Origin of the sequence: Streptomyces longisporoflavus, from assembly GCF_014649775.1 — a bacterium.
In the GTDB taxonomy this organism is placed as follows: Bacteria; Actinomycetota; Actinomycetes; order Streptomycetales; family Streptomycetaceae; genus Streptomyces; species Streptomyces longisporoflavus.
Genome location: NZ_BMTR01000035.1, coordinates 1 through 22529, shown reverse-complemented (window position 1 = coordinate 22529; position 22529 = coordinate 1). Strand labels below are relative to the sequence as shown.

2 protein-coding genes are annotated in these 22529 nt (G+C 74.3%); both read right to left on the bottom strand.

Going from position 1 to position 22529, the window contains the following annotated elements; translation table 11 throughout:
• Positions 1-12: 12 nt before the first annotated feature.
• Complete coding sequence (locus IE226_RS38385) at positions 13-11394, bottom strand: type I polyketide synthase (protein ID WP_229871815.1); 11382 nt, start codon at positions 11392-11394, stop codon at positions 13-15.
• A 43-nt stretch (positions 11395-11437) separates the two neighbouring features.
• A partial coding sequence (locus IE226_RS38380) for a type I polyketide synthase (RefSeq protein WP_190086154.1) occupies positions 11438-22529 on the bottom strand: 11092 nt, incomplete at its 5' end.

Below are 22529 nucleotides of genomic sequence, written 5' to 3'. Positions count from 1 at the left end.
GATCTGGGGCGCTCAGGCGGAGTTCTCGCCGATCGGGGCTCCGGCCAGCCAGGTCCGTACGGCGTGTGCCGTGGACTCCGAGTGGTCGTCCATGATGGTGAAGTGGTCGCCGGGGACGTCGGTGCCCTCGTGCGGCAGGGGCCACCGGGGACGCCAGTCGTCCTCGGTCCGCAGTGCCCGCGACTCCCCGGGCGGGAAGGTGGCGTGCACGTACAGTGTCGGGGTGTCGATCGGTTCGGGCTTCCAGTCGTCGAAGATGCGCAGGTAGCCGCCCTGCCCGGTCAGTTGGGCCCCGGTCATCAGCTCGAACGCGTCACTGTTGGCCGCGCGCTTGCGCAGCGCCTCCTCCAGGCGGTCCTCGAACGAGGTCGTGGCGGTGTACGTGTCGAGGAGTACCACCGCCTGCGGCGCGTTGCCCTGCCGTTCGAGCAGCGCGGCGACCGCGTTGGCCATCCAGCCGCCCGAGGAGTAGCCCAGGAGCACGAAGGGCCGGTCCCCTGCCTGCCTCCGGACGGCCTCGGCCTGGAAGGCGACGACCGCTTCCCTGGTCGCGGGCAGCTTCTCCCCCGGTGCGAAGCCGGGGTGGGGCAGCACGGTCACGTCGCGTTCATCCGCGAACACGGGGGCGAAACGGCCGAAGTAGTGCGGTCCCGAGGGTGCCATCGACGGCGGGAAGCAGAGCAGCGGGATCGCCGGACCCGTCGCCAGCGTGACCGGCGGCAGGGCGGGCGCTTCCTCCGGCGTCTCGAAGACCGGCCGCACCAGTGCGGCCGCGTTCACCATCTGCCAGCCCTCCTCGTACAGGCCCAGGTCGCAGGCCTGCCGGTAGAGGCCGGTGAGCGTGTCCTCCACCGCGAGGGCGCCGGTGGAGGCGGGCACGTCGTCCCGCGGCCCGGTCGCCGTCGCGAGTTCGCGCCGCAGGTAGGCGGTGAGCGCCGGTCCCGTGGGCTGGTCGAAGACGACCGTGGTGGGCAGCCGGAGGCCGGTCGCGCCGGCGAGGCGGTTGCGCAGTTGCAGCGCGGTCAGGGAGTCGAGGCCGAGCTGGGCCAGGGAGCCCGAGACGTCGAGCTCCTCGGGCGCGTAGCCGAGCACGGCCGCCGTCTGGTCCCGTACGAGCAGCAGGAGTTCCCGCCCCTGCTCCTCCTCCGTGAGCCCGGCGAGCCGCTGCGCCAACGGCTCCTCGCTCGCCGCGGCCGTCGCCCTGGCGGCCCGTGGGCGGACCAGGCCGCGCAGCAGCGGGGGCACCTCGTCGGGGCCGCCGCGCAGGGCGCCGACGTCGAGCCGCATCGGCACCACGACCGCGTCGCCGGCCGCGCACCCCAGGTCGAACAGCGCCAGGCCCTGCTCCCGGGTCAGGCCCGCGAACCCGGAGCGGGACATCCGTGCCACGTCGTTCTCCGCCATGGAGCCGGTCATCGCGCTGGCGGTCTCCCACAGGCCCCAGGCCAGCGAGGTCGCGGGCAGTCCGGCGGCCCTGCGGTGGTGGGTGAGGGCGTCGACGAAGGCGTTGGCCGCCGCGTAGTTGCCCTGCCCCGGGCTGCCGAGGATGCCCGCGGCGGAGGAGAACAGGACGAACGCGGAGAGGTCGAGGCCGCGGGTCAGCTCGTGCAGGTGCCAGGCCGCGTCGACCTTGGGCCGGAACACCGTGTCGAGCTGCTCCGCAGTCAGCGAGCTGATCGTGGCGTCGTCCAGGACGCCCGCCGAGTGCACCACACCGGTCAGGGGGTGGTCGGCGGGCACGGCGGCCAGGAGTTCCGCAAGGGCGGCGGGGTCGGTGACGTCGCAGGCGGCGAGCGTGACGTGCGCGCCGAGAGCGGCCAGTTCGGCGCGCAGGTCCTCCGCGCCGGGGGCGGCGGCGCCGCTGCGGCTGGCCAGGACGAGGTGCCGTACGCCGTGTTCGCCCACCAGGTGACGGGTGACGAGGCCGCCGATCATGCCGGTGGCGCCGGTCACCAGGACGGTGCCGCCGGGCGCGAACGTGAGCCCGGTCTTTGCCTCGGCGGGCCGGGTCCGTGCGATGCGCGGGACCCGTACGTCGCCGCCGCGCACGGCCGACTGCGGCTCGGCGGTGGTGAGGGCGGTGGACAGGCCGGGCCAGGAGGTGTCGTGTCCGTCCACGTCGACCAGCGTGAACCGGTCGGGGTTCTCGGACTGCGCCGAGCGGATCAGACCCCACACCGTCGCGTCGGCGAGGTCGGGCACGTCCTCGTCGGGACCGGCCGCGACGGCGCCGCGGGTGACGAAGACGAGGCGGGAGTCGAGGAACCGGTCGTCGGCCAGCCACTCCTGGGCGAGGCGCAGCGCGCGCAGGGCGGCGGTGCGGGCGGCGGCGACCGGCGCCGCGCCCTCGCCCACCGCGCCGTCCCCGTCCCCGTCCACGCAGGGGACGACGACGAGACCCGGCACCCCTGCCTCGGCGAGGGCCGCGAGGCTGTCGTGCTCCTGGACGGCGATGCCGGCTGCGGCGAGGCCCGCGCCCGCCTTCAGCTCGTCCGGGCCGATGATCGCGCAACCGCGGGCGGGAGCGGGGGTGGCCGCACGGGTCGGTGCGGCCACCCACTCCAGCCGGAACAGCGCGTCGCGGTGGCGCGCGTCCCACTGGTCGGCGGCGATCGGCCGCAGTACCAGGGACGCGACCGTCGCCAGGGGGTTGCCCCGTGCGTCGGTCAGTTCAAGGGCGACGGCGTCGGGTCCGGCCGGGGTGAGCCGTACCCGGGCCGCCGTCGCGCCGGTCGCGTGCCACCGGATCCCGCTGAAGGAGAACGGGAGCCGGGGGCGGCCGGCGTCTTCGAGGAGGCCTCCGAGCATGCAGGCGTGGAGCGCGGCGTCGAGTAGCGCCGGGTGGAGCCCGAACGACGCGGCGTCCCGGTGCTGTTCCTCGGCGAGCGTGACTTCGGCGTACACGGCGCCTTCGCCGCGCCATGCCGTCCGCAGGCCCTGGAAGGCGGGCCCGTAGCCGAACCCGGCGGCTTCCAGGCTGTCGTAGAGGCCGTCGAGATCGACCGGCTCGGCTCCGGCGGGCGGCCACGGGGCGGGCGCGGCCGGCTCGGCGGGCGCGGCGGTGGTGAGGACGCCGGTGGCGTGCCGGGTCCAGTCGGCGCCGGTGGCCGTGTCTTCCGGGATGGAGTCGATGTTCAGCGCCCGCCGGCCGGTGCCGTCGTCGCCGCCGACCGTCACCCGCAGCCGTACTCCGCCGCGTTCGGGCAGCACCAGCGGCGCGGCCAGGGTCAGTTCCTCCACCTCGTCGAGGCCGAGCCCGCTGCCCGCCGCGAGCGCGATCTCCGCGAAGGCGGTGCCGGGCAGGAGCGTCGTCTGTGCGACGGCGTGGTCGGCGAGCCACGGGTGGGTGTCCGTGCCCAGCCGGCCGGTGCAGACCAGGCCCTGCTCGTCGGCGAGGTCCACGACGGCACCGAGCAGCGGGTGCTCGGCGTCCGCAAGGCCGAGGCCACCGGCGGCGTGCTCGAAGCGCAGGTCCAGGGGGGCGTCCAGCCAGTACTGCTTGTGCTGGAAGGGGTAGGTGGGCAGGTCCACGGGCCGCCCGGCGGGCACCACGGTCCGCCAGTCGAAGGGCATGCCCTCCACGTGGGCCTCGGCGGCCGAGAGCAGGAAGCGGTCGAGGCCGCCCTCGTCGCGGCGCAGCGTGCCCACGGTGACGGCGTCGCCCCCGGTGGCGTCCACCGTCTCGGACACGCCGATGGTGAGGACGGGGTGCGGGCTGCACTCCACGAACACACCGATGCCGCGGTCGAGGAGTCCACGCGTGGCGTCCTCGAACCGTACGGTGTTGCGCAGGTTCTGATACCAGTACTCCGCGCCCACCTCGCTCCCGGTCAGCCACTCCCCCGTGACCGTGGAGAGCATCGGCACGGACGCCGGCTTCGGCTCGATCCCGGCCAGGACCTCGGCCAACGCCCCCTGGATACGCTCCACATGCGGCGAGTGCGAGGCGTAGTCCACCGGCACCCGCCGGGCACGCACCTCATCAGCCGCGCACGACTCCATCAACTCATCCAGCGCGTCGGCGTCACCCGACACCACCACCGAACCCGGACCGTTGACGGCCGCGACGGAGATACGCCCGTCCCAGCGCGCGATCCGCTCACGCGCCTGCCCGACGGTGAGGGCCAGCGACACCATGCCGCCCTGACCCGACAGCGCCAGGATCGCCTTGCTGCGCAGAGCGACCACCCGGGCCGCATCGTCGAGCGACAGCGCCCCCGCCACATGCGCGGCGGCGATCTCACCCTGACTGTGGCCCACCACCGCATCCGGCTCCACACCGTACGAACGCCACAACGCGGCCAGCGACACCATCACCGCGAACAACGCGGGCTGTACGACATCCACCCGCTCCAACAGCGCCGCATCACCCAGCGCATCGTGCAGCGACCAGTCCACATACGGGGCCAACGCCTCGGCACACGCCTCCAACGAGGCACGGAAGACCGGCGATGCCTCCGCCAGCTCCGCCCCCATCCGAAGCCACTGCGAACCCTGACCGGGGAACACGAACGCCACCTGGCCCGCAGGACGCGCCACACCCACCGCCACCCGAGCCGACTCCGCACCGGCGGCCACCGCAGACAGCGCGTCCGCGCCACCGGTCACCACCACGGCCCGGTGATCGAACACCGACCGCGACAACAGACCATCCGCCATGTCGACCAGCGCCGTGTCCTCCGACGCGTCCGCGAGTCGGGCGGCATAAGCACGCAGCGCGTCCTTTGTGCGCGCGGAGAAGACGAGCGGGACCGGGCCGGGCACCGTCGCCGAGGCGGCCGGGGTCTCTTCGGGCGCCGTCGCGGGAACGGACTCCTCGTCCTCCGGGGCCTGTTCCAGGACGATGTGCGCGTTGGTGCCGCTCACGCCGAAGGACGAGACGCCCGCCCTGCGCGGGCGGTCGAGCGCCGGCCACGGCCGCGTCTCCGTCAGGAGGTCGACCTGGCCCGCCGACCAGTCCACGTGCGGGGAGCGTTCGTCGGCGTGCAGCGTCTTGGGCAGTTCGGCGTGGCGCAGCGCCATCACCATCTTGATCACACCGCCGACTCCGGCGGCCGCCTGGGTGTGGCCGATGTTGGACTTCAGCGAGCCGAGCCACAGGGGCTCGCCCGCGCGGTCCCGGCCGTAGGTGGCGAGGAGGGCCTGGGCCTCGATCGGGTCACCGAGGGTGGTGCCGGTGCCGTGGGCCTCGACGGCGTCCACGTCGGACGGGGCCAGGTTCGCGTTGGCCAGGGCCTGGCGGATGACGCGCTGCTGCGAGGGGCCGTTGGGCGCGGTCAGGCCGTTGGAGGCGCCGTCCTGGTTCACCGCCGAGCCCCGCATGACGGCGAGCACGCGGTGGCCGTTGCGCCGGGCGTCCGAGAGCCGCTCGAGGACCAGCATGCCGACGCCCTCGCCCCAGCCGGTGCCGTCGGCGTCGGCGGAGAACGCCTTGCAGCGGCCGTCAGGGGCGAGGCCCCGCTGCCTGCTGAACTCCACGAAGGTCGCCGGGCTCGCCATCACCGTCACACCGCCCGCGAGGGCGAGCGTGCACTCGCCCGAGCGCAGCGCCTGGGCCGCCAGGTGCATGGCCACCAGCGACGACGAGCACGCCGTGTCCACGCTCACCGCGGGGCCTTCGAGGCCGAACACGTAGGAAACGCGGCCGGAGGCGACGCTGCCGGAGCTGCCGACGCCGAGCTGACCCTCGAAGCCTTCGGGTGAGCGGCCGAGCCGGGCGGCGTAGTCGTTGTACATGACGCCGGCGAACACGCCGGTCGCACTGCCCCGCAGTGACTTCGGGTCGATGCCGGCCCGCTCGAACGCCTCCCAGGAGGTTTCGAGCAGGAGCCGCTGCTGCGGGTCGACGGCGAGCGCCTCGCGCGGTGACATGCCGAAGAACACCGGGTCGAAATCGGCGGCGTCGTAGAGGAAGCCGCCCGACCTGACGGTGCTGGTGCCGGTGTTCTCGGGGTCGGGGTCGTAGAGCGCCTCCACGTCCCAGCCGCGGTTGTCGGGGAAGTCGGACACCGCGTCACGGCCCTCGGCGACCAGGCGCCACAAATCCTCGGGCGAGTTCGCTCCACCGGGGTAGCGGCAGCTCATGCCGACGATGGCGATCGGTTCGTCGTCGGCGGCCGCCGTGCGGACGGCCGCCGTGCGTGTCTCGTCATCCCCCAGCAGCGTGGCGCACAGGTGCGTGGCCAGGGCCAGCGGGGTGGGGTAGTCGAAGACCAGCGTGGCGGGCAGCCGCAGGCCGGTGGCGGCGTCGAGCTTGTTGCGCAGTTCGACGGCGGTGAGCGAGTCGAAGCCCAACTCGTCGAAGGCCCGCTCCGCTTCCACCGCGGCGGCGGAGGCGTGGCCGAGCACGGCGGCGACGCAGGTGCGTACGAGGTCGAGGACCGCCGGGAGGCGTTCCTCCGCGGGCAGGGCGAAGACGCGGGCGGCCAGGCCTCCTTCGGCCTTGGCGGCTTCGGGTCGCGCCGTGCGCACCAGGGCGCGCAGCAGGGCGGGGACGGCCTCGGGGCGGGCCCGCAGCGGTGCCAAATCCAGGCGCATGGGCACGGCGACGGCCGACGGCAGGGCGAGGGCGGCGTCGAACAGCCGCAGTCCCTCCTCGGCGGACAGGGCGGTGACGCCGGCCCGTGTGAGACGGCCACGGTCGCTCTCCGCCAGTTCGTCGGTCATGCCGCTCGCATCGGCCCACAACCCCCACGCGAGGGAGGTCGCGGGCAGGCCCCGCGCATGGCGGTGCTGGGCGAGCGCGTCGAGGAAGGCGTTGGCGGCCGCGTAGTTGGCCTGGCCCGCGTTGCCGAACGTGCCGGCCGCCGAGGAGAACAGCACGAACGCCGACAGGTCCAGGTCCCGCGTCAGCTCGTGCAGGTTCCAGGCCGCGTCGACCTTCGGCCGGAACACGGTGTCGACGCGCTCCGCGGTCAGTGACTCGATCACCCCGTCGTCCAGGACACCCGCCGCGTGCACGACGGCCGTCACGGGGTGCTCGGCGAGCAGGGCCGCCACCGCATCCCGGTCCGCCACGTCACAGGCCACCGTCACGACCTCGGCGCCCAGGCCGGCCAACTCCTCGCGCAGCGCGCCGACTTCACCGCGCCTGCTGGCGAGGACAAGGCGCCGCACGCCGTGCCGCTCGACGAGGTGGCGCGCCACCAGGCCGCCGAGCATGCCGCTCGCCCCGGTCACCAGGACGGGACCGGCGCCGAAGTCCGGCTCCCGCCCTGCCCCGGGACGGGCCCGTACGAGCCTCGGCGCGAGCAGTTCTCCGGCGCGAAGGGCCAACTGCGGCTCGCCGGTGGCGACGGCCGCCGGCAGGGTGCGGGCGAGGGCCTCGGACCACGCGAGATCGGTGTCCATGAGCCCGAACCGGCCGGGGTGCTCGGACTGCGCCGCGCGTACGAGGCCCCACAGGGGGGCATTGGCCAGGTCGGGTACGTCCTCGTCGGGGCCTGCCGCCACCGCGCCGCTGGTGACGAACACCAGCCGCGCCGAGGCGAACCGTTCCTCGGCGAGCCAGGCCCGCACCAGGGCCAGCGCCCGGTGCGTCGCTTCGGCGGGGCCCGCGGCCGGGGGCACGGGGGCGAACACGAGGTCCGGCACCTCGTCCTGCGCCAGCGCGGCGAGGTCCGCGTACCCGGCGGCCGGCCCGGCGGGCTGCGTCCCCTCCCCCAGGACCGCCCAACGGGCGGCGGTGGCCTCGGCGGGCCGTATCGGTGTCCAGTCGACGCGGAACAGCGAGTCGAGGCGGTCGCCCGTCAGGCCGTCCGCCGCCAGGGGGCGCAGCGACAGTTCGCCGACCGAGGCGACGGGGGCGCCCGTGCCGTCGCTCAGGTCGATCGCGACGCCCGAGGCGCCCGCGGGAGACAGCCGTCCCCGCAGCGCCGAGGCACCGCTGCTGTGCAGCCGCACGCCGCGCCAGGAGTACGGCAGATACAGCCGCTCGGTGTCGGTGACGAAGCCGCCGAGGCCGATGGCGTGCAGCGCGGAGTCAAGGAGTGCGGGGTGCAGTCCGAAGGAGCCCGCGCTGTCCTGGTCGGGCAGTTCGAGGTCAACAAAGACGTCGTCGCCCAGCCGCCATGCCGCACGCAGGCCCCGGAAGGCGGGCCCGTAGCCCAGGCCGGACGCGGCCAGGTCGTCGTAGCGGCCCTCGATGTCGATCCGCTCGGCCCCGGCGGGCGGCCAGGCTCCGGCGCCCGCCGCGGAGGCGGCCGGGGCCGTTGCCGCCGCGAGTGTGCCCGTGGCGTGGCGTGTCCACGGCTGGTCGTCGGCGGCGTCGTCGGGCCGTGAGTAGGCGTTCAGGGTGCGGCGCCCCGACTCGTCCGGCGCCCCGACCGACACCTGGAGGCGTACCGCGCCCTCCGCCGGCAGGACCAGGGGCGCCGCCAGCGTCAGTTCTTCGACGTGGTCGAGGCCGACCTGGTCGCCCGCCCGGATCGCCAACTCCACCAGCGCCGCGCCGGGAACGAGGACGACACCGCCGACGGTGTGGTCGGCCAGCCACGGATGGGTGGCCAGGGAGAGCCTGCCGGTGAGCAGGGCGCCCTCCTCGTCGGCCAGGGTGACCGCGGCGCCGAGCAGCGGGTGGTCGGCGGGACGCAGGCCCACCGACGCGACGTCCCCCGCGTAGGTGCCCGTGTCCAGCCAGTACCTGCCGCGCTGGAAGGGGTAGGTGGGCAGGTCGGTGCGGCGCGCGCCGCGGCCCGCGAACACCGCCTGCCAGTCCAGGGCGACGCCCCGCACGTGCAATGCCGCGATCGCCGAGGTGAGGGTGGTGCCCTCGGGCCGCTCGGCGCGCACCGCGGCGACCAGCAGCGCGCCCTCCCCGGCGCAGTCGCGGCCCGCGGCGCTCAGCACCGCGTCGGGGCCGAGTTCCAGGAAGTGGGTGACGCCCTGCTCGCCCAGACGGCGCATGCCGTCGAGGAACCGCACCGCCTCGCGGACGTGGCGTACCCAGTGCTCGGGGTCGCGGGCCTGTTCCGGGGTGAGTACGGCGCCGGTCAGCGTGGAGACGATCGGGATGGCCGGGGCGCCGTAGGTGATGGTGCGGGCGACGGCGCGGAAGTCGGCGAGGACGGCGTCCACGTGCGGCGAGTGGAAGGCGTGGCTGACCCGCAGGTAGCGGGTCCTGCCGCCGCGCTCGCGCCACGCGGCGTCGATGGCGGCCACGGCGTCGGCGTCGCCCGCGACCACCGTGGACTCGGGGCCGTTGACCGCGGCGACGTCCACCGTGCCGCCGTGCTCGGCGATCAGCCGGCGGACGGTGTCCTCGTCGGCGCGCAGCGACAGCATCGTCCCGCCGTCGGGCAGCGCGCCCATGAGCCTGCCGCGCGCGGCCACCAGCGTGCAGGCGTCGGCGAGGGAGAACACGCCGGACACGTGGGCCGCCGCGAGTTCGCCGACGGAGTGGCCCGCGAGGAACTGCGGGGTCAGGCCCCAGGCGGTGACGAGGCGGAACAGCGCCACCTCGATCGCGAACAGCGCGGGCTGGGTGTAGGTGGTCCTGTCGAGCAGGGCGGCGGCATCGCTGCCGGGCTCGGCGAACAGCACGTCGCGCAGCGGCACGTCCAGGTGCGGGTCAAGGCCCGCGCAGACCTCGTCGAGTGCCCGGGCGAACACGGGGAACTCCGCGTACAACTCGCGGCCCATGCCCACCCGCTGGCTGCCCTGGCCGCTGAAGAGGAACGCCAGCTTGCCGCGCGTGCCGACCGTGCCGCGCACCACGTTGGGCGCCTCGTCGCCGCCTGCCAGGGCTTCGAGGCCGGACAGCAGTTCCGCGCGGTCCGCGCCGACGACGGCGGCCCGGTGCTCCAGTGCGGTCCTGCTGACGGCCAGCGAGTAGCCGATGTCGGCCGGGGTCTCGTCGCGGCCCGCCAGGCGGGACAGGAGACCGGCGGCGCGTGCGCGCAGGGCGGCGGGGTCATTGCCGGAGAGCACCCACGGCACGGCCTCGGCGAGCACCGCCTCGACGGGCGCGGAAGGCTCACCCGGCTCGTCGTCGGGGTCGTCGGCCGGGGCCTGTTCCAGGATGACGTGGGCGTTGGTCCCGCTGATCCCGAAGGACGACACCGCCGTCCTGCGCGGCCGGCCCGTCTCGGGCCACTGGCGCGCCTCGGTGAGCAGTTCCACGGCGCCCGCCGACCAGTCGACGTGCCGGGAGCGCTCGCCGACGTGCAGGGTCGGCGGCAGCACGCCGTGCCGCATCGCCATGACCGACTTGATGACCCCGGCGACCCCGGCGGCGGCCTGGGTGTGCCCGATGTTGGACTTCACCGAACCCAGCCACAGCGGCTGGTCGGCGGGGCGGTCCCGGCCGTAGGTGGCCAGGAGCGCCTGTGCCTCGATCGGGTCGCCCAGGGTGGTCCCTGTGCCGTGCGCCTCGACCGCGTCGACCTGGTCTGCGGTCAGTCCCGCGCTGTCCAGGGCCTGGCGGATGACGCGCTGCTGCGAGGGGCCGTTGGGCGCGGTCAGGCCGTTGGACGCGCCGTCCTGGTTCACCGCGGAACCGCGCAGCACGCCGAGGACGGTGTGGCCGTTGCGGCGGGCGTCGGACAGCCGCTCCAGGAGCAGCATGCCCGCGCCCTCGCCCCAGCCGGTGCCGTCGGCGTCGTCGGAGAAGGACTTGCACCGGCCGTCCGCGGCGAGGCCGCGCTGCTTGCTGAAGCCGATGAACGTATCCGGCGTCGCCATCACGGTGACGCCGCCCGCCAGGGCGAGCGTGCACTCGCCCGAGCGCAGCGCCTGCGCCGCCAGGTGCAGCGTGACCAGGGAGGACGAACAGGCGGTGTCCACCGTGACGGCGGGCCCCTCAAGGGCGAACGTGTACGACACGCGTCCTGAGGCGACGCTGCCGAAGCCGCCCGTGCCGAGGAAGCCCTCCACTCCCTCCGGCACGGAACGCAGCCGCGAGGTGTAGTCGTGGTACATCACCCCGGCGAACACGCCCGTCCTGCTGCCGCGCAGCGAGGAGGCGTCGATCCCGGCCCGCTCGAAGGCCTCCCAGGAGGTCTCCAGGAGCAGGCGCTGCTGCGGGTCCATCGCCAGGGCCTCGCGCGGCGAGATCCCGAAGACGCCGGGGTCGAACTCGGCCGCGTCGTGGAGGAAGCCGCCCTCGGTGCGGAACTCGCGCTCGGGGTCCTCGGGATCCGACAGCTCGACCTCGCCCCAGCCCCGGTCGTCGGGGAACGCCGTCACGCCGTCGCGGCCGCCGGCGACCAGTTCCCACAGGTCCTCGGGGGAACGTACGTCACCGGGGTAGCGGCAGCTCATGCCGATGATCGCGACCGGCTCCTGCTCGCCCTCCTCGACCTCGCGCAGGCGTCTGCGGGTGTCCCGCAGGTCGGCGGTGACCCGCTTCAGGAAGTAGCGGAGCTTGTCCTCGTTGTCCATCGTTTCCAACTCCATGGAGTGTTCGTGCACGTGCGGTGGCCGGGGGCGGAGGGGCGGGTCAGGAGATGCCGAACTCCTTGCCGAGCAGGTCGAACACCTCGTCGTCCGTGGCGGCCTCCAGGTCGTCGGCCGCCTGCGCGTCGGCGTCGGCCCGGCTCTCGCGCCAGGCGGCGAGGAGCGCCGAGAGGCGGGCGCCGACCCGGTCGTCCTCGTCGTCGCCCGGCTTGACCGAGGCGAGACCCGCCTCGATGCGGCTCAGCTCCGCAAGCAGAGGCGCCACCCCGTCGGGCTCGTCGACGACGAGCGTGTCCGCGATGTGGCCGACCAGGTCGAGCGGGGTCGGGTAGTCGAAGATGGCGGTGGCGGGCAGACGGAGCCCGGTGGCGGCACCGAGGCGGTTGCGCAGCTCGACCGCGGTCAGCGAGTCGAAGCCCAGCTCGGTGAAGGCGCGCCGCTCGTCGACCGCCCCGGCGCCGGGCAGCGCCAGTACGGCCGCGACGTGTGTGCACACCACGTCCACCAGCGCGGACGTCCGCTCGGTCGGCGGCAGTGCCGCGAGCCTGTCCCGCAGCGCGGCGGCGGGGTCGGTCCCGCTGTCCGCCGCCCTGCGGGCCGTCGTCCGCACCAGGGCACTGAACACCGGCGGTACGGCCGGGAGTTCGCGTACGGCCCGCAGGTCGAGCCGCATCGGTACGACGACCGCATCGTCGCCGAGTGCCGCCGCGTCGAAGAGCTCCATGCCCTCCTCGGCGGACAGGCCCGCGGCTCCGGACTCGGCCATGCGGGCGCCCATGCCGTCCTCTCCTGCCCACAGACCCCACGCGAGGGACGTCGCGGGCAGGCCCCGCACCCTGCGGTGCCGGGCGAGCGCGTCGAGGAAGGCGTTGGCGGCGGAGTAGTTGGCCTGGCCGGGGTTGCCCAGCGTGCCCGCGGCGGAGGAGAACAGCACGAACGCCGACAGGTCCAGGTCCCGCGTCAGCTCGTGCAGGTTCCAGGCCGCGTCGACCTTCGGCCGGAAGACCGTGTCGATGCGCTCCGGCGTCTGCGACGCGATCACGCCGTCGTCCAGGACGCCCGCCACGTGCACGACGGCCGTCACGGGGTGCTCGGCGAGCAGCGCCGCCACCGCTTCCCGGTCGGCCACGTCACAGGCCACCGTCACGACCTCGGCACCCAGGCCGGCCAACTCCGCTTCCAGCGCGCCCACTTGGCCACGCCTGCTGGCCAGGACAAGGCGCCGCACGCCGTGTGCCACCACCAGGTGCCGTGCCACGAGGCCGCCGAGCATGCCGCTCGCGCCGGTCACCAGGACCGGGCCCGCACCGAATCCCCGGCCCTCCTCGGCCGTGGTGCGGGCCCGTACGAGCCTCGGCACGAACGCCCCACCGCCACGCACGGCCAGTTCGGGTTCCGTGCCGAGCACGGCCGGCTTCCAGCCGTCCTCGTCGTCGACGTCCACCAGGACGAAGCGGCCGGGGTTCTCCGCCTGCGCCGTCCTCAGCAGGCCCCACACCGCGGCCGACGCCAGGTCCGCCACGTCGTCCTCGGCACGCACGGCCACGGCGCCACTGGTCACGAGGACCAGTCGCGACGCCTCGCAGCGGCCGTCGGCCAGCCAGCCCCGCACCAGTTCCAGCGCGGTGTGTGTCTGCCGGTGCACCGCGTCCGCGTCCATGTCGGCGGGCCGCAGGCACCGCACCACCACGTTCTCCGGCAGCGCTTCGCCCGCGTCGAGGGCGGACCGCACCGCGGCCCAGCCGGCGAACTCGGCCACCGAGCCCGCGCTCGCGGCTGCCGAAGGGGCGGCCACCCAGTCGAGGCGGAACAGCGACTCGTGCCCGCGGGCCGTCCGAAGCGCGTCCGGCGACACCGCGCGAAGCACCAGCGAGTCGACGCTCGCGACCGGCGCGCCGGAACCGTCGGCGACGGCCAGGGCCACCGCGTCCGGCCCCACCGCGCTCAGCCGCACCCGCAGCGTCGTCGCGCCCTCGGCGTGCAGACGGACCCCCGACCACGAGAACGGCAGCCGTCCGTGCTCGACCGGGGCCAGCACACCGAACGCCACCGCGTGCAGCACCGCGTCGAGGAGCGCCGGGTGCACACCGAACCCGGCGGCAGGGGTGTCCTCCGCCAGCGCGACCTCGGCGAACACCTCGTCGCCACCGCGCCACACCGCGCGCAGCCCCTGGAACAGCGGGCCGTAGGCGAACCCGCCGTCGGCCATGCCGTCGTAGAAACCGTCCAGTTCGACGGGCTCAGCGCCCGCCGGCGGCCAGGCGCCGAGGTCGGCGGGCGCGCCGGCGTCATCGGCGAGGACACCGCTGGCGTGCCGGGACCACGGCAGGTCCCCGTTCTCCTCCCGCGCGTGCACCGTGACCGGGCGGCGGCCCGACTCGTCCGGCGCGCCGACGCGCACCTGGACCTGCACACCGCCGTGCTCGGTAAGCACCAGCGGCGCCTCCAGCGTCAGCTCCTCGACACAGGTGCAGCCGACCTGGTCACCGGCGCGCACCGCGAGATCGACGAAGGCCGTGCCGGGCAGCAGCACCGACCCCATGATCTCGTGCTCGGCGAGCCAGGGGTGCGTCCGCAGCGACAGCCTGCCCGTGAACAGGACGGTGTCCTCGTCCGCGAGCGCGACCGCCGTGCCGAGCAGCGGGTGGTCGGCGGACCCGAGCCCGAGCCCGGACGCGTCGGTCGCGGGCCGCACGCTCGTGTCCGGCCAGAACCGCTGGTACTGGAAGGCGTACGTCGGCAGATCGACGCCGTGCCCCGTGCCGGCGAAGCAGGCACTCCAGTCGACGTGCACCCCGCGCACATACAGCTCGGCGAGCGCCGTCCTGACAGCGCCGTCCTCCGCCCGGTCACCGCGCAGCACCGGTATGAAGGCCGCGTCCGGCAGGGACTCCTGCCCCAGCGCCGACAGCACGCCGCCGGGACCGATCTCGACGAGCACGTCCGCGCCCGTCCCGGCCACGGCGTCGGCGAACCGAACGGACTCGCGCACGTGCCGCACCCAGTACTCCGGTGCGCCCAACTCCTGTGCGGAGGCCGGGCCGCCGGTCAGCGTCGAGACGATCGGGATGGCGGGCGCCGCGCAGGACACCTCTTCGAGCACCCGGCGGAAGTCGTCGAGCATCGGGTCCATCAGCGGCGAGTGGAAGGCATGACTGACCTTCAGGCGTGACACCTTGCGGCCCGCCGCACGCCACTTCTCCGCTACCGCGTCCACATCGGCGGCGACACCGGAGACGACGACGGAGGTGGGGCCGTTGACGGCGGCCAGGCCGACCGTCTCCGACAGGTCCGGGGCGATCTCAGCCTCGGACGCCTGGACCGCCACCATCGCACCGTCCGCGGGCAGCGCCTGCATCAGCGCGCCACGCGCCGACACCACCTTGACCGCGTCGGCCAGCGACCAGACACCGGCCACATGCGCCGCGGCCAGCTCACCGATCGAATGACCGGCCAGCACGTCAGGCCGTATGCCCCACGACTCCAGAAGGCGGAACAGCGCCACCTCGATGGCGAACAGCGCCGGCTGGGTCACCCCGGTCTCGTTCAGCGCGTCGGCGTCCTCGCCGAACAGCACTTCACGTACGCGCGGCTCGAACTCGTCCAGTACGGCGTCCAGGGCATCGGCGAACACCGGGTAGCGGTCGGCCAGTTCGCGACCCATGCCCAGCCGCTGCGAACCCTGGCCCGAGAAGAGGAAACCGACCCGGTGCTCGTCGGTCACACCCAGCACGACACCGCTGCCCGGCCGTCCCTCGACGGCTTCGGTGAGTCCGGCCACCAGGTCGTCGAGGTCCTTGCCGACGACGGCGAGCCGGTGCTCGAACGCGGTCCGTGAGGTCGCCAGCGCGCCGGCGACGTCCGCGGGGTCGAGTTCGGGCCGTGCGGCCAGATGGTCGCGCAGCCGTGCCGCCTGGTCGCGCAGGGCGCTCTCGGTGCGGCCCGACAGCAGCCACGGGCCGAGCGGCGCCTCGGGCGACCGGGGAGCGTCGGCGTCGTCGGCCGGCTCGGGCTCCGGCGACTCGATGATGACGTGCGCGTTGGTCCCGCTGAAGCCGAAGGACGAGACGCCCGCCCGTCGGGGCCGGTCCGCCCGGGGCCACGGCTGTGCCTCGGTCAGCAGTTCCACCGCGCCCGCCGACCAGTCGATGTGCGGGGAGGGCTCGCCGACATGCAGCGTCTTGGGCAGCACACCGTGCCGCAGCGACATCACCGTCTTGATGACGCCGCCCACACCGGCGGCGGCCTGGGTGTGGCCGATGTTCGACTTCAGCGAACCCAGCCACAGCGGCTCGCCCGCGCGCTCCCGCCCATAGGTGGCGAGCAGCGCCTGGGCCTCGATCGGATCGCCCAGGGTGGTGCCGGTGCCGTGCGCCTCGACGGCGTCCACGTCGGACGGGGACAGGCCCGCGCTCGCAAGCGCCTGGCGGATCACCCGCTGCTGCGAGGGCCCGTTGGGCGCGGTCAGACCGTTGGACGCGCCGTCCTGGTTCACCGCCGAACCGCGCACCACCGCGAGGACCGGGTGGCCGTTGCGCCGGGCGTCCGAAAGGCGTTCCAGTACGAGCATGCCGACGCCCTCGCCCCAGCCGGTGCCGTCGGCATCGGCGGAGAACGACTTGCACCGGCCGTCGGGCGACAGGCCCTGCTGACGGCTGAAGTCGACGAACGCGCCGGGCGTCGCCATGACGGTGGCGCCGCCCGCGAGCGCCAGCGAGCACTCCCCCGACCGCAGCGCCTGCGCCGCGAGGTGCAGCGCGACGAGCGAGGACGAGCAGGCCGTGTCCACGGTCATCGCGGGGCCTTCGAGGCCGAAGGTGTAGGACACGCGGCCGGAGGCCACGCTGCCCGCGTTGCCCGTGCCGAGGAAGCCCTCGGTGCTCTTGGACACGCCGTACAGCTGGGAGGCGTAGTCGTGGTACATCACACCCGCGAACACGCCGGTCGCGCTGCCCCGCAGCGACCCGGGGTCGATACCGGCCCGCTCGAAGGCCTCCCAGGAGGTTTCGAGGAGCAGCCGCTGCTGCGGGTCCATGGCCAGCGCCTCGCGGGGCGAGATGCCGAAGAACGCCGGGTCGAAGAGGTCGGCGTCGTGCAGGAAGCCGCCCTCGCGGGTGTAGGAGCTGCCGTCCCGTTCGCCCGAGGGGTCGTAGAGCGCCTCGACGTCCCAGCCGCGCTCGGTCGGGAACGGCGTGATGCCGTCGGCGCCGTCGGAGACGAGCCGCCACAGATCCTCCGGCGAGCGGACGCCACCGGGGTAGCGGCAGCTCATGCCGATGATCGCGATCGGCTCGTCGGTCGCGCCCACGGCCACGGCCGTGCCGGTGGGCGCCGCCGCCACGGGGGCGTCCGCGAACTCCGTACCGATGAACGCGGCGAGCGCCGCGGGGGTCGGGTAGTCGAAGACGAGCGTGGCCGGCAGGCGCAGGCCCGTGGCCAGGTTGAGCCGGTTGCGCAGGTCGACGGCGGTCAGCGAGTCGAAGCCCAGCTCGGTGAAGGCCTGGCCGAGCGCGACCGCCTCGGGGCCCGCGTGGCCGAGCACCGCGGAGGCCTGGGTGCGCACGAGGTCGAGGAGCACCCGCTCGCGTTCGTCCCCGGCCAGCGATGCGAGCCGGTCGCGCAGTGCCGCCGCGGGGTCGCCGCTCTCCGCCGACCTGCGGGTCGTGGTCCGCACCAGGCCGCTGAGGACCGGCGGTACGGCCGGGAGTTCCCGTACGGCCCGCAGGTCGAGGCGCATCGGCACGACGACCGGATCGGCCCCGGAGACGGCGGCGTCGAACAGCGCGACGCCCTCCTCCGCCGAGAGGCCGTTCTCGGCGGCATCGGCCACCTTGGCGCCCATGCCGTCGGCCCACAGACCCCAGGCCAGCGACGTCGCCGGCAGGCCCTGAGCGCGTCTGCGCCGGGCGAGGCCGTCGAGGAAGGCGTTGGCCGCCGCGTAGTTGCCCTGTCCGGTGGCACCGAGGGTGCCCGCCACGGAGGAGAACAGCACGAAGGCGGACAGGTCGAGGTCGCGGGTCAGTTCGTGCAGGTGTCGCGCGGCGTCGACCTTGGGCCGGAACACGGTGTCGACCTGGTCCGGGGTCAGCGAGCCGATCGTGGCGTCGTCGAGCACACCGGCGGTGTGCACGACCGCGGTCACGGGGTGCTCGGCGAGCAGCGCGGCGAGCGCGTCCCTGTCCGCGACGTCACATGCCGCGAACGACACCTCCGCGCCCTGCGCGGCCAGTTCGGCCCGCAGGTCCTCGGCGCCTTCCGCCGTCGCCCCGCGCCTGCTGGCGAGGACCAGATGCCCGACGCCATGGGTACCGACGAGGTGCCGGGCCATGAGACCGCCCAGCGCGCCCGACGCGCCGGTCACCAGGACCGAGCTGTCGGGACCGAACGCCGGTCCCGTGCCGGCCGTCTTTGGCCGCACACGCGCCAGGCGGGCGACGAACACCCGGCCCTCGCGTACGACGGCCTGGGACTCCCCGGTGGCGAGCGCCGCCCGCCAGCCGCCGTCACCGTCCATAGCGGTGTCGGTGTCGTCGTCGACGTCCACCAGGACCAAGCGGTCGGGGTCCTCCAACTGGGCGGAGCGCACCAGGCCCCACACCGCGGCCGCCGCCAGGTCCGCCACGTCGTCCTCGGAACCCACGGCGACGGCGCCGCGCGTCACGAGCACCAGCCGCGACGCCGAGCACCGGTCGTCGCTCAGCCAGCCTCGGACGAGTTCCAGGGCATCCAGCGTCCTCCCGCGTACGGAGTCCACGCCGGAGGTCTCCGCGCACCGCACCACGACGTGGTCCGGCAGCGACTCCCCCGCGTCCAGCGCTGACCGGACCGCCGCCCAGTCCGCGTACTCCGCCACCGAACCGGCGCTCCCGGCCGATACGGGGGCAGGCACCCAGTCCAGCCGGAACAGGGAATCCCGGCCCTGCCGCGCCAGTGCCGTCGCCGTCACCGGGCGCAGCACCAGCGAGTCGATGGTGGCCACCGGGGCATCGGAGCCGTCAGCGACCGCCAGCGACACGCCGTCCGACCCCGCCGGCGCCAACCGCACCCGCAGCACCGTCGCGCCCGAGGCGTGCAGCCGCACACCCGACCACGAGAACGGCAGCCTGCCGGGGCCGTCGGCCTCGCCCATCAACCCGATGGCATGCAGGGAGGCATCCAGCAGCGCCGGGTGCAGGCCGAAACCGTCCACGCCCGCACCGTCCGGCAGCGCGACCTCGGCGAACACCTCATCGCCCTTGTGCCAAGCGGCCCGCAGGCCCTGGAACACAGGCCCGTAACCGAAGCCTCCGTCGGCCATGCGGTCGTACAGCCCGTCCAGATCCACGGCCCGCGCCCCGGCCGGCGGCCAGACACCGACATCAGGCGGGGTCGCTTCGGCACTGCTCACGAGCACACCGCTCGCATGCCGCACCCACAGGTCATCGTCGTCGTCCCGCGCGTGCACCGTCACCGAGCGGCGGCCCGACTCATCGGCCACACCGACCTGCACCTGCACGCGTACGCCACCGCGCTCGGGCACCACCAGCGGCGCTTCGAGCGTCAGCTCCTCCACCAGATCGCAGCCCGCCTGGTCGCCCGCGCGCACCGCGAGCTCGAGGAACGCCGTGCCGGGCAGCAGGATCGAGCCCTGGATCACGTGATCGGCCAGCCACGGGTGGGTCGCCACCGACAGCCTGCCGGTGAAGAGCTGCCCGTCCGAGTCGGCCGTGTCGACGATCGCCCCGAGCAGCGGGTGACCGGCCGAGCCGAGCCCCGCGGCGTCCAGATCGCCCGCCGCCACCCCGGAGTCCAGCCAGTAGCGCTGGTGCTGGAAGGCGTACGTGGGCAGGCCGACGCGGCGCGCGCCGCGACCGGCGAAGAAGCCCTCCCAGTCCACCCGCACACCACACACGTGCAGTCGGCCCACGGCGGTCGTCGCGGCCGCCGCTTCCGGCCGGTCGGCGCGCAGCACCGGTACGAAGGCCGCGTCCTGCGCGGTCTCCTGGCCGAGCGCGGCCAGGGTGCCACCGGGGCCGACCTCGACGAACGTGGTCACGCCCTCGTCCGTGAGCGTGCCGACGGCGTCGGCGAACCGTACGGCCTCGCGTACGTGCCGCACCCAGTACTCGGGCGAGGCCAGCTCCTCGGCGCTCGCGCGGACGCCGGTCAGCGTCGACACGATCGGGACTGACGGTGCCTCGTAGGACACCCCTTCAAGTACCCGGCGGAAGTCGTCGAGCATCGGGTCCATCAGCGGCGAGTGGAAGGCGTGGCTGACCTTCAGGCGTGACACCTTGCGGCCCGCCTCGCGCCACTTCTCCGCGACCGCCTCTACATCGGCGGCGACACCTGAGACGACGACGGAGGTGGGTCCGTTGACCGCCGCGATGCCGACCGTCTCCGACAGGTCCGGGGAGATCTCGGCCTCGGTCGCCTGGACCGCCACCATCTCACCGCCCGCAGGCAGCGCCTGCATCAACGCACCACGCGCCGACACCACCTTCACGGTGTCCGCCAGCGTCCAGACACCGGCGACGTGGGCCGCTGCCAGCTCGCCGATCGAGTGACCGGCAAGGACATCGGGGCGCACACCCCAGGACTCCAGGAGACGGAACAGTGCCACCTCCACCGCGAACAGGGCGGGCTGCGTCACCCCGGTCTCGTTCAACGCGTCGGCGTCCTCACCGAACAGCACTTCACGCACGCGCGGATCACACTCGTCCAGTACGGCGTCCAAGGCGTCCGCGAACACCTCGTAACGCTCGGCCAGTTCACGACCCATGCCCAGCCGCTGCGAACCCTGTCCCGAGAACAGGAAACCCACACCGCCGACGACGACCGACCCGGCGGTCAGGCCCGGGTACGGCCGGCCCTCGGCGAGGGAGGTGAGTCCGTCGATCAGCGTCGTGCGGTCGTCGCCCACGACAACGGCCCTGTGGTCGAAAGCCGATCGCGTCGTCGCCAAGGAGTAAGCGACGTCCAGCGCACCGACCCCCGGCTCGCCCGTCACGTGCTCCCTGAGCCGGATCGCCTGCGCCCGCAGCCCTTCCGCGCTCCGGGCGGACAGCACCCACGGCAGAGGTCCTTCGACCGGGGCCGGGACGTGCTCCTCGCTCGGCACCTGCTCGATGATGGTGTGCGCGTTGGTCCCGCTCACGCCGAACGACGACACACCGGCCCGGCGCGGACGATCGGTCTCCGGCCACGGCTGCGTCCGGGTCAGCAGCTCGACGTCGCCAGCCGACCAGTCGACCTTCGACGAGGGCTCGCCGAGGTGCAGGGACTTCGGCAGCACTCCGTGCCGCATCGCCATGACCATCTTGATGACACCGGCGACACCGGCTGCGGCCTGCGTGTGGCCGATGTTCGACTTGATCGAGCCGAGCCACAGCGGCCGGTCCTCGGGGCGGTCCTGACCGTAGGTGGCCAGGAGCGCCTGCGCCTCGATCGGGTCGCCGAGAGTGGTGCCGGTGCCGTGCGCCTCGACCGCGTCCACGTCGGACGGGGCCAGGCCCGCACCGGCCAGCGCCTGCCGCATGACGCGCTGCTGCGAGGGGCCGTTCGGAGCGGTCAGGCCGTTGGACGCGCCGTCCTGGTTCACGGCGGAACCGCGGATGACGGCGAGGACGGGGTGGCCGTTGCGGCGGGCGTCGGAGAGACGCTCCACGAGGAGCATGCCGGCGCCCTCGCCCCAGCCGGTGCCGTCGGCGTCGTCGGAGAAGGACTTGCACCGGCCGTCGGCGGACAGCCCGCGCTGGCGGCTGAAGTCGACGAACGTGTAGGGGGTAGCCATCACCGCGACACCACCGGCAAGCGCCATCGAGCACTCGCCCTGGCGCAGCGCCTGGATCGCCCAGTGCAGGGCCACGAGAGACGAGGAGCACGCGGTGTCGACGGTGACGGCGGGCCCTTCGAGGCCCAGTGCGTAGGCGACGCGTCCAGAGGCGACGCTGCCCGCACCGCCGGTGCCGAGGTAGCCCTCCACGTCCTCGGGGACGGACCGGAGCCGCGACACGTAGTCGTGGTACATCACGCCGGCGAACACACCGGTCGCACTGCCCCGCGCCGTCTCCGGCGCGATGCCGGCCCGCTCGAAGGCCTCCCAGGAGGTTTCGAGGAGCAGCCGCTGCTGGGGGTCCATGGCCAGCGCCTCGCGGGGCGAGATGCCGAAGAACGCCGGGTCGAACAGGTCGGCGTCGTGCAGGAAGCCGCCCTCGCGGGTGTACGAGGTGCCCGTGTGCTCGGGGTCCGGGTCGTACAGCGCGTCCACATCCCAGCCACGGTTGACGGGGAACTCACTGATGGCGTCGTCCCCGTTGAGGACGAGTCGCCAGAGGTCCTCGGGCGATTCGACCCCGCCGGGGTAGCGGCAGCTCATGCCGACGATCGCGATCGGCTCGTCGGTCACCGCGGCGGTCTTGCGGGTGGGCGCCGCGACGACGGGCACGCCCGCGATCTCGGTGCCGATGAACGCGGCGAGCGCGGCGGGGTTCGGGTGGTCGAAGACCAGCGTGGCGGGCAGGCGCAGCTCGGTGGCCGCGTTGAGGTGGTTGCGCAGCTCCACGGAGCTGAGCGAGTCGAAGCCGAGCTCCCGGAATGCGCGGTCGGGCGCGACGGCATGCGCCGAGCTGTGGCCGAGGACCGCGGCGGCGGTGGTACGCACGAGGTCGAGCAGCGCCTTCTCCCGCTCGGCCTCGGTCATGCCGGCCAGGGACTGCGCCAGCGCGGTCCTCGCGGCGGCGGGATCGACGGTCCTGCGCGCGGTGCCCCGCACCAGGCCGCGCAGGAGGTGCGGTACAGGGTGGGAGCGCGCCTGGCGTTGCAGCACCGACAGGTCCAGGGGAACGGGCGCGAGGAGCGCGCGGCCGGTGGAGGCCGCCGCGTCGAACAGCGCCAGGCCCTCGGCCGCGCCGATCGGGATCGCGCCACCGCTGGTGATACGGCGCACATCGGCCTCGTCAAGGCTCCCGGCCATGCCTCCGCCGGAGGCCCACAGGCCCCAGGCGAGTGAGGTCGCGGCGAGGCCGGTGGCGTGGCGGTGCTGGGCAAGGGCGTCCAGGAACGCGTTCGCCGCCGCGTAGTTGCCCTGGCCCGCGCCACCGAAGACACCGGCGGCGGACGAGAACAGCACGAACGCCGAGAGGTTGAGGTCACGG

Excerpts from the sequence above, each read along its gene's own strand:
- IE226_RS38385 (WP_229871815.1), bottom strand. The coding sequence starts at position 11,394 with ATGGAGTTGGAAACGATGGACAACGAGGACAAGCTCCGCTACTTCCTG.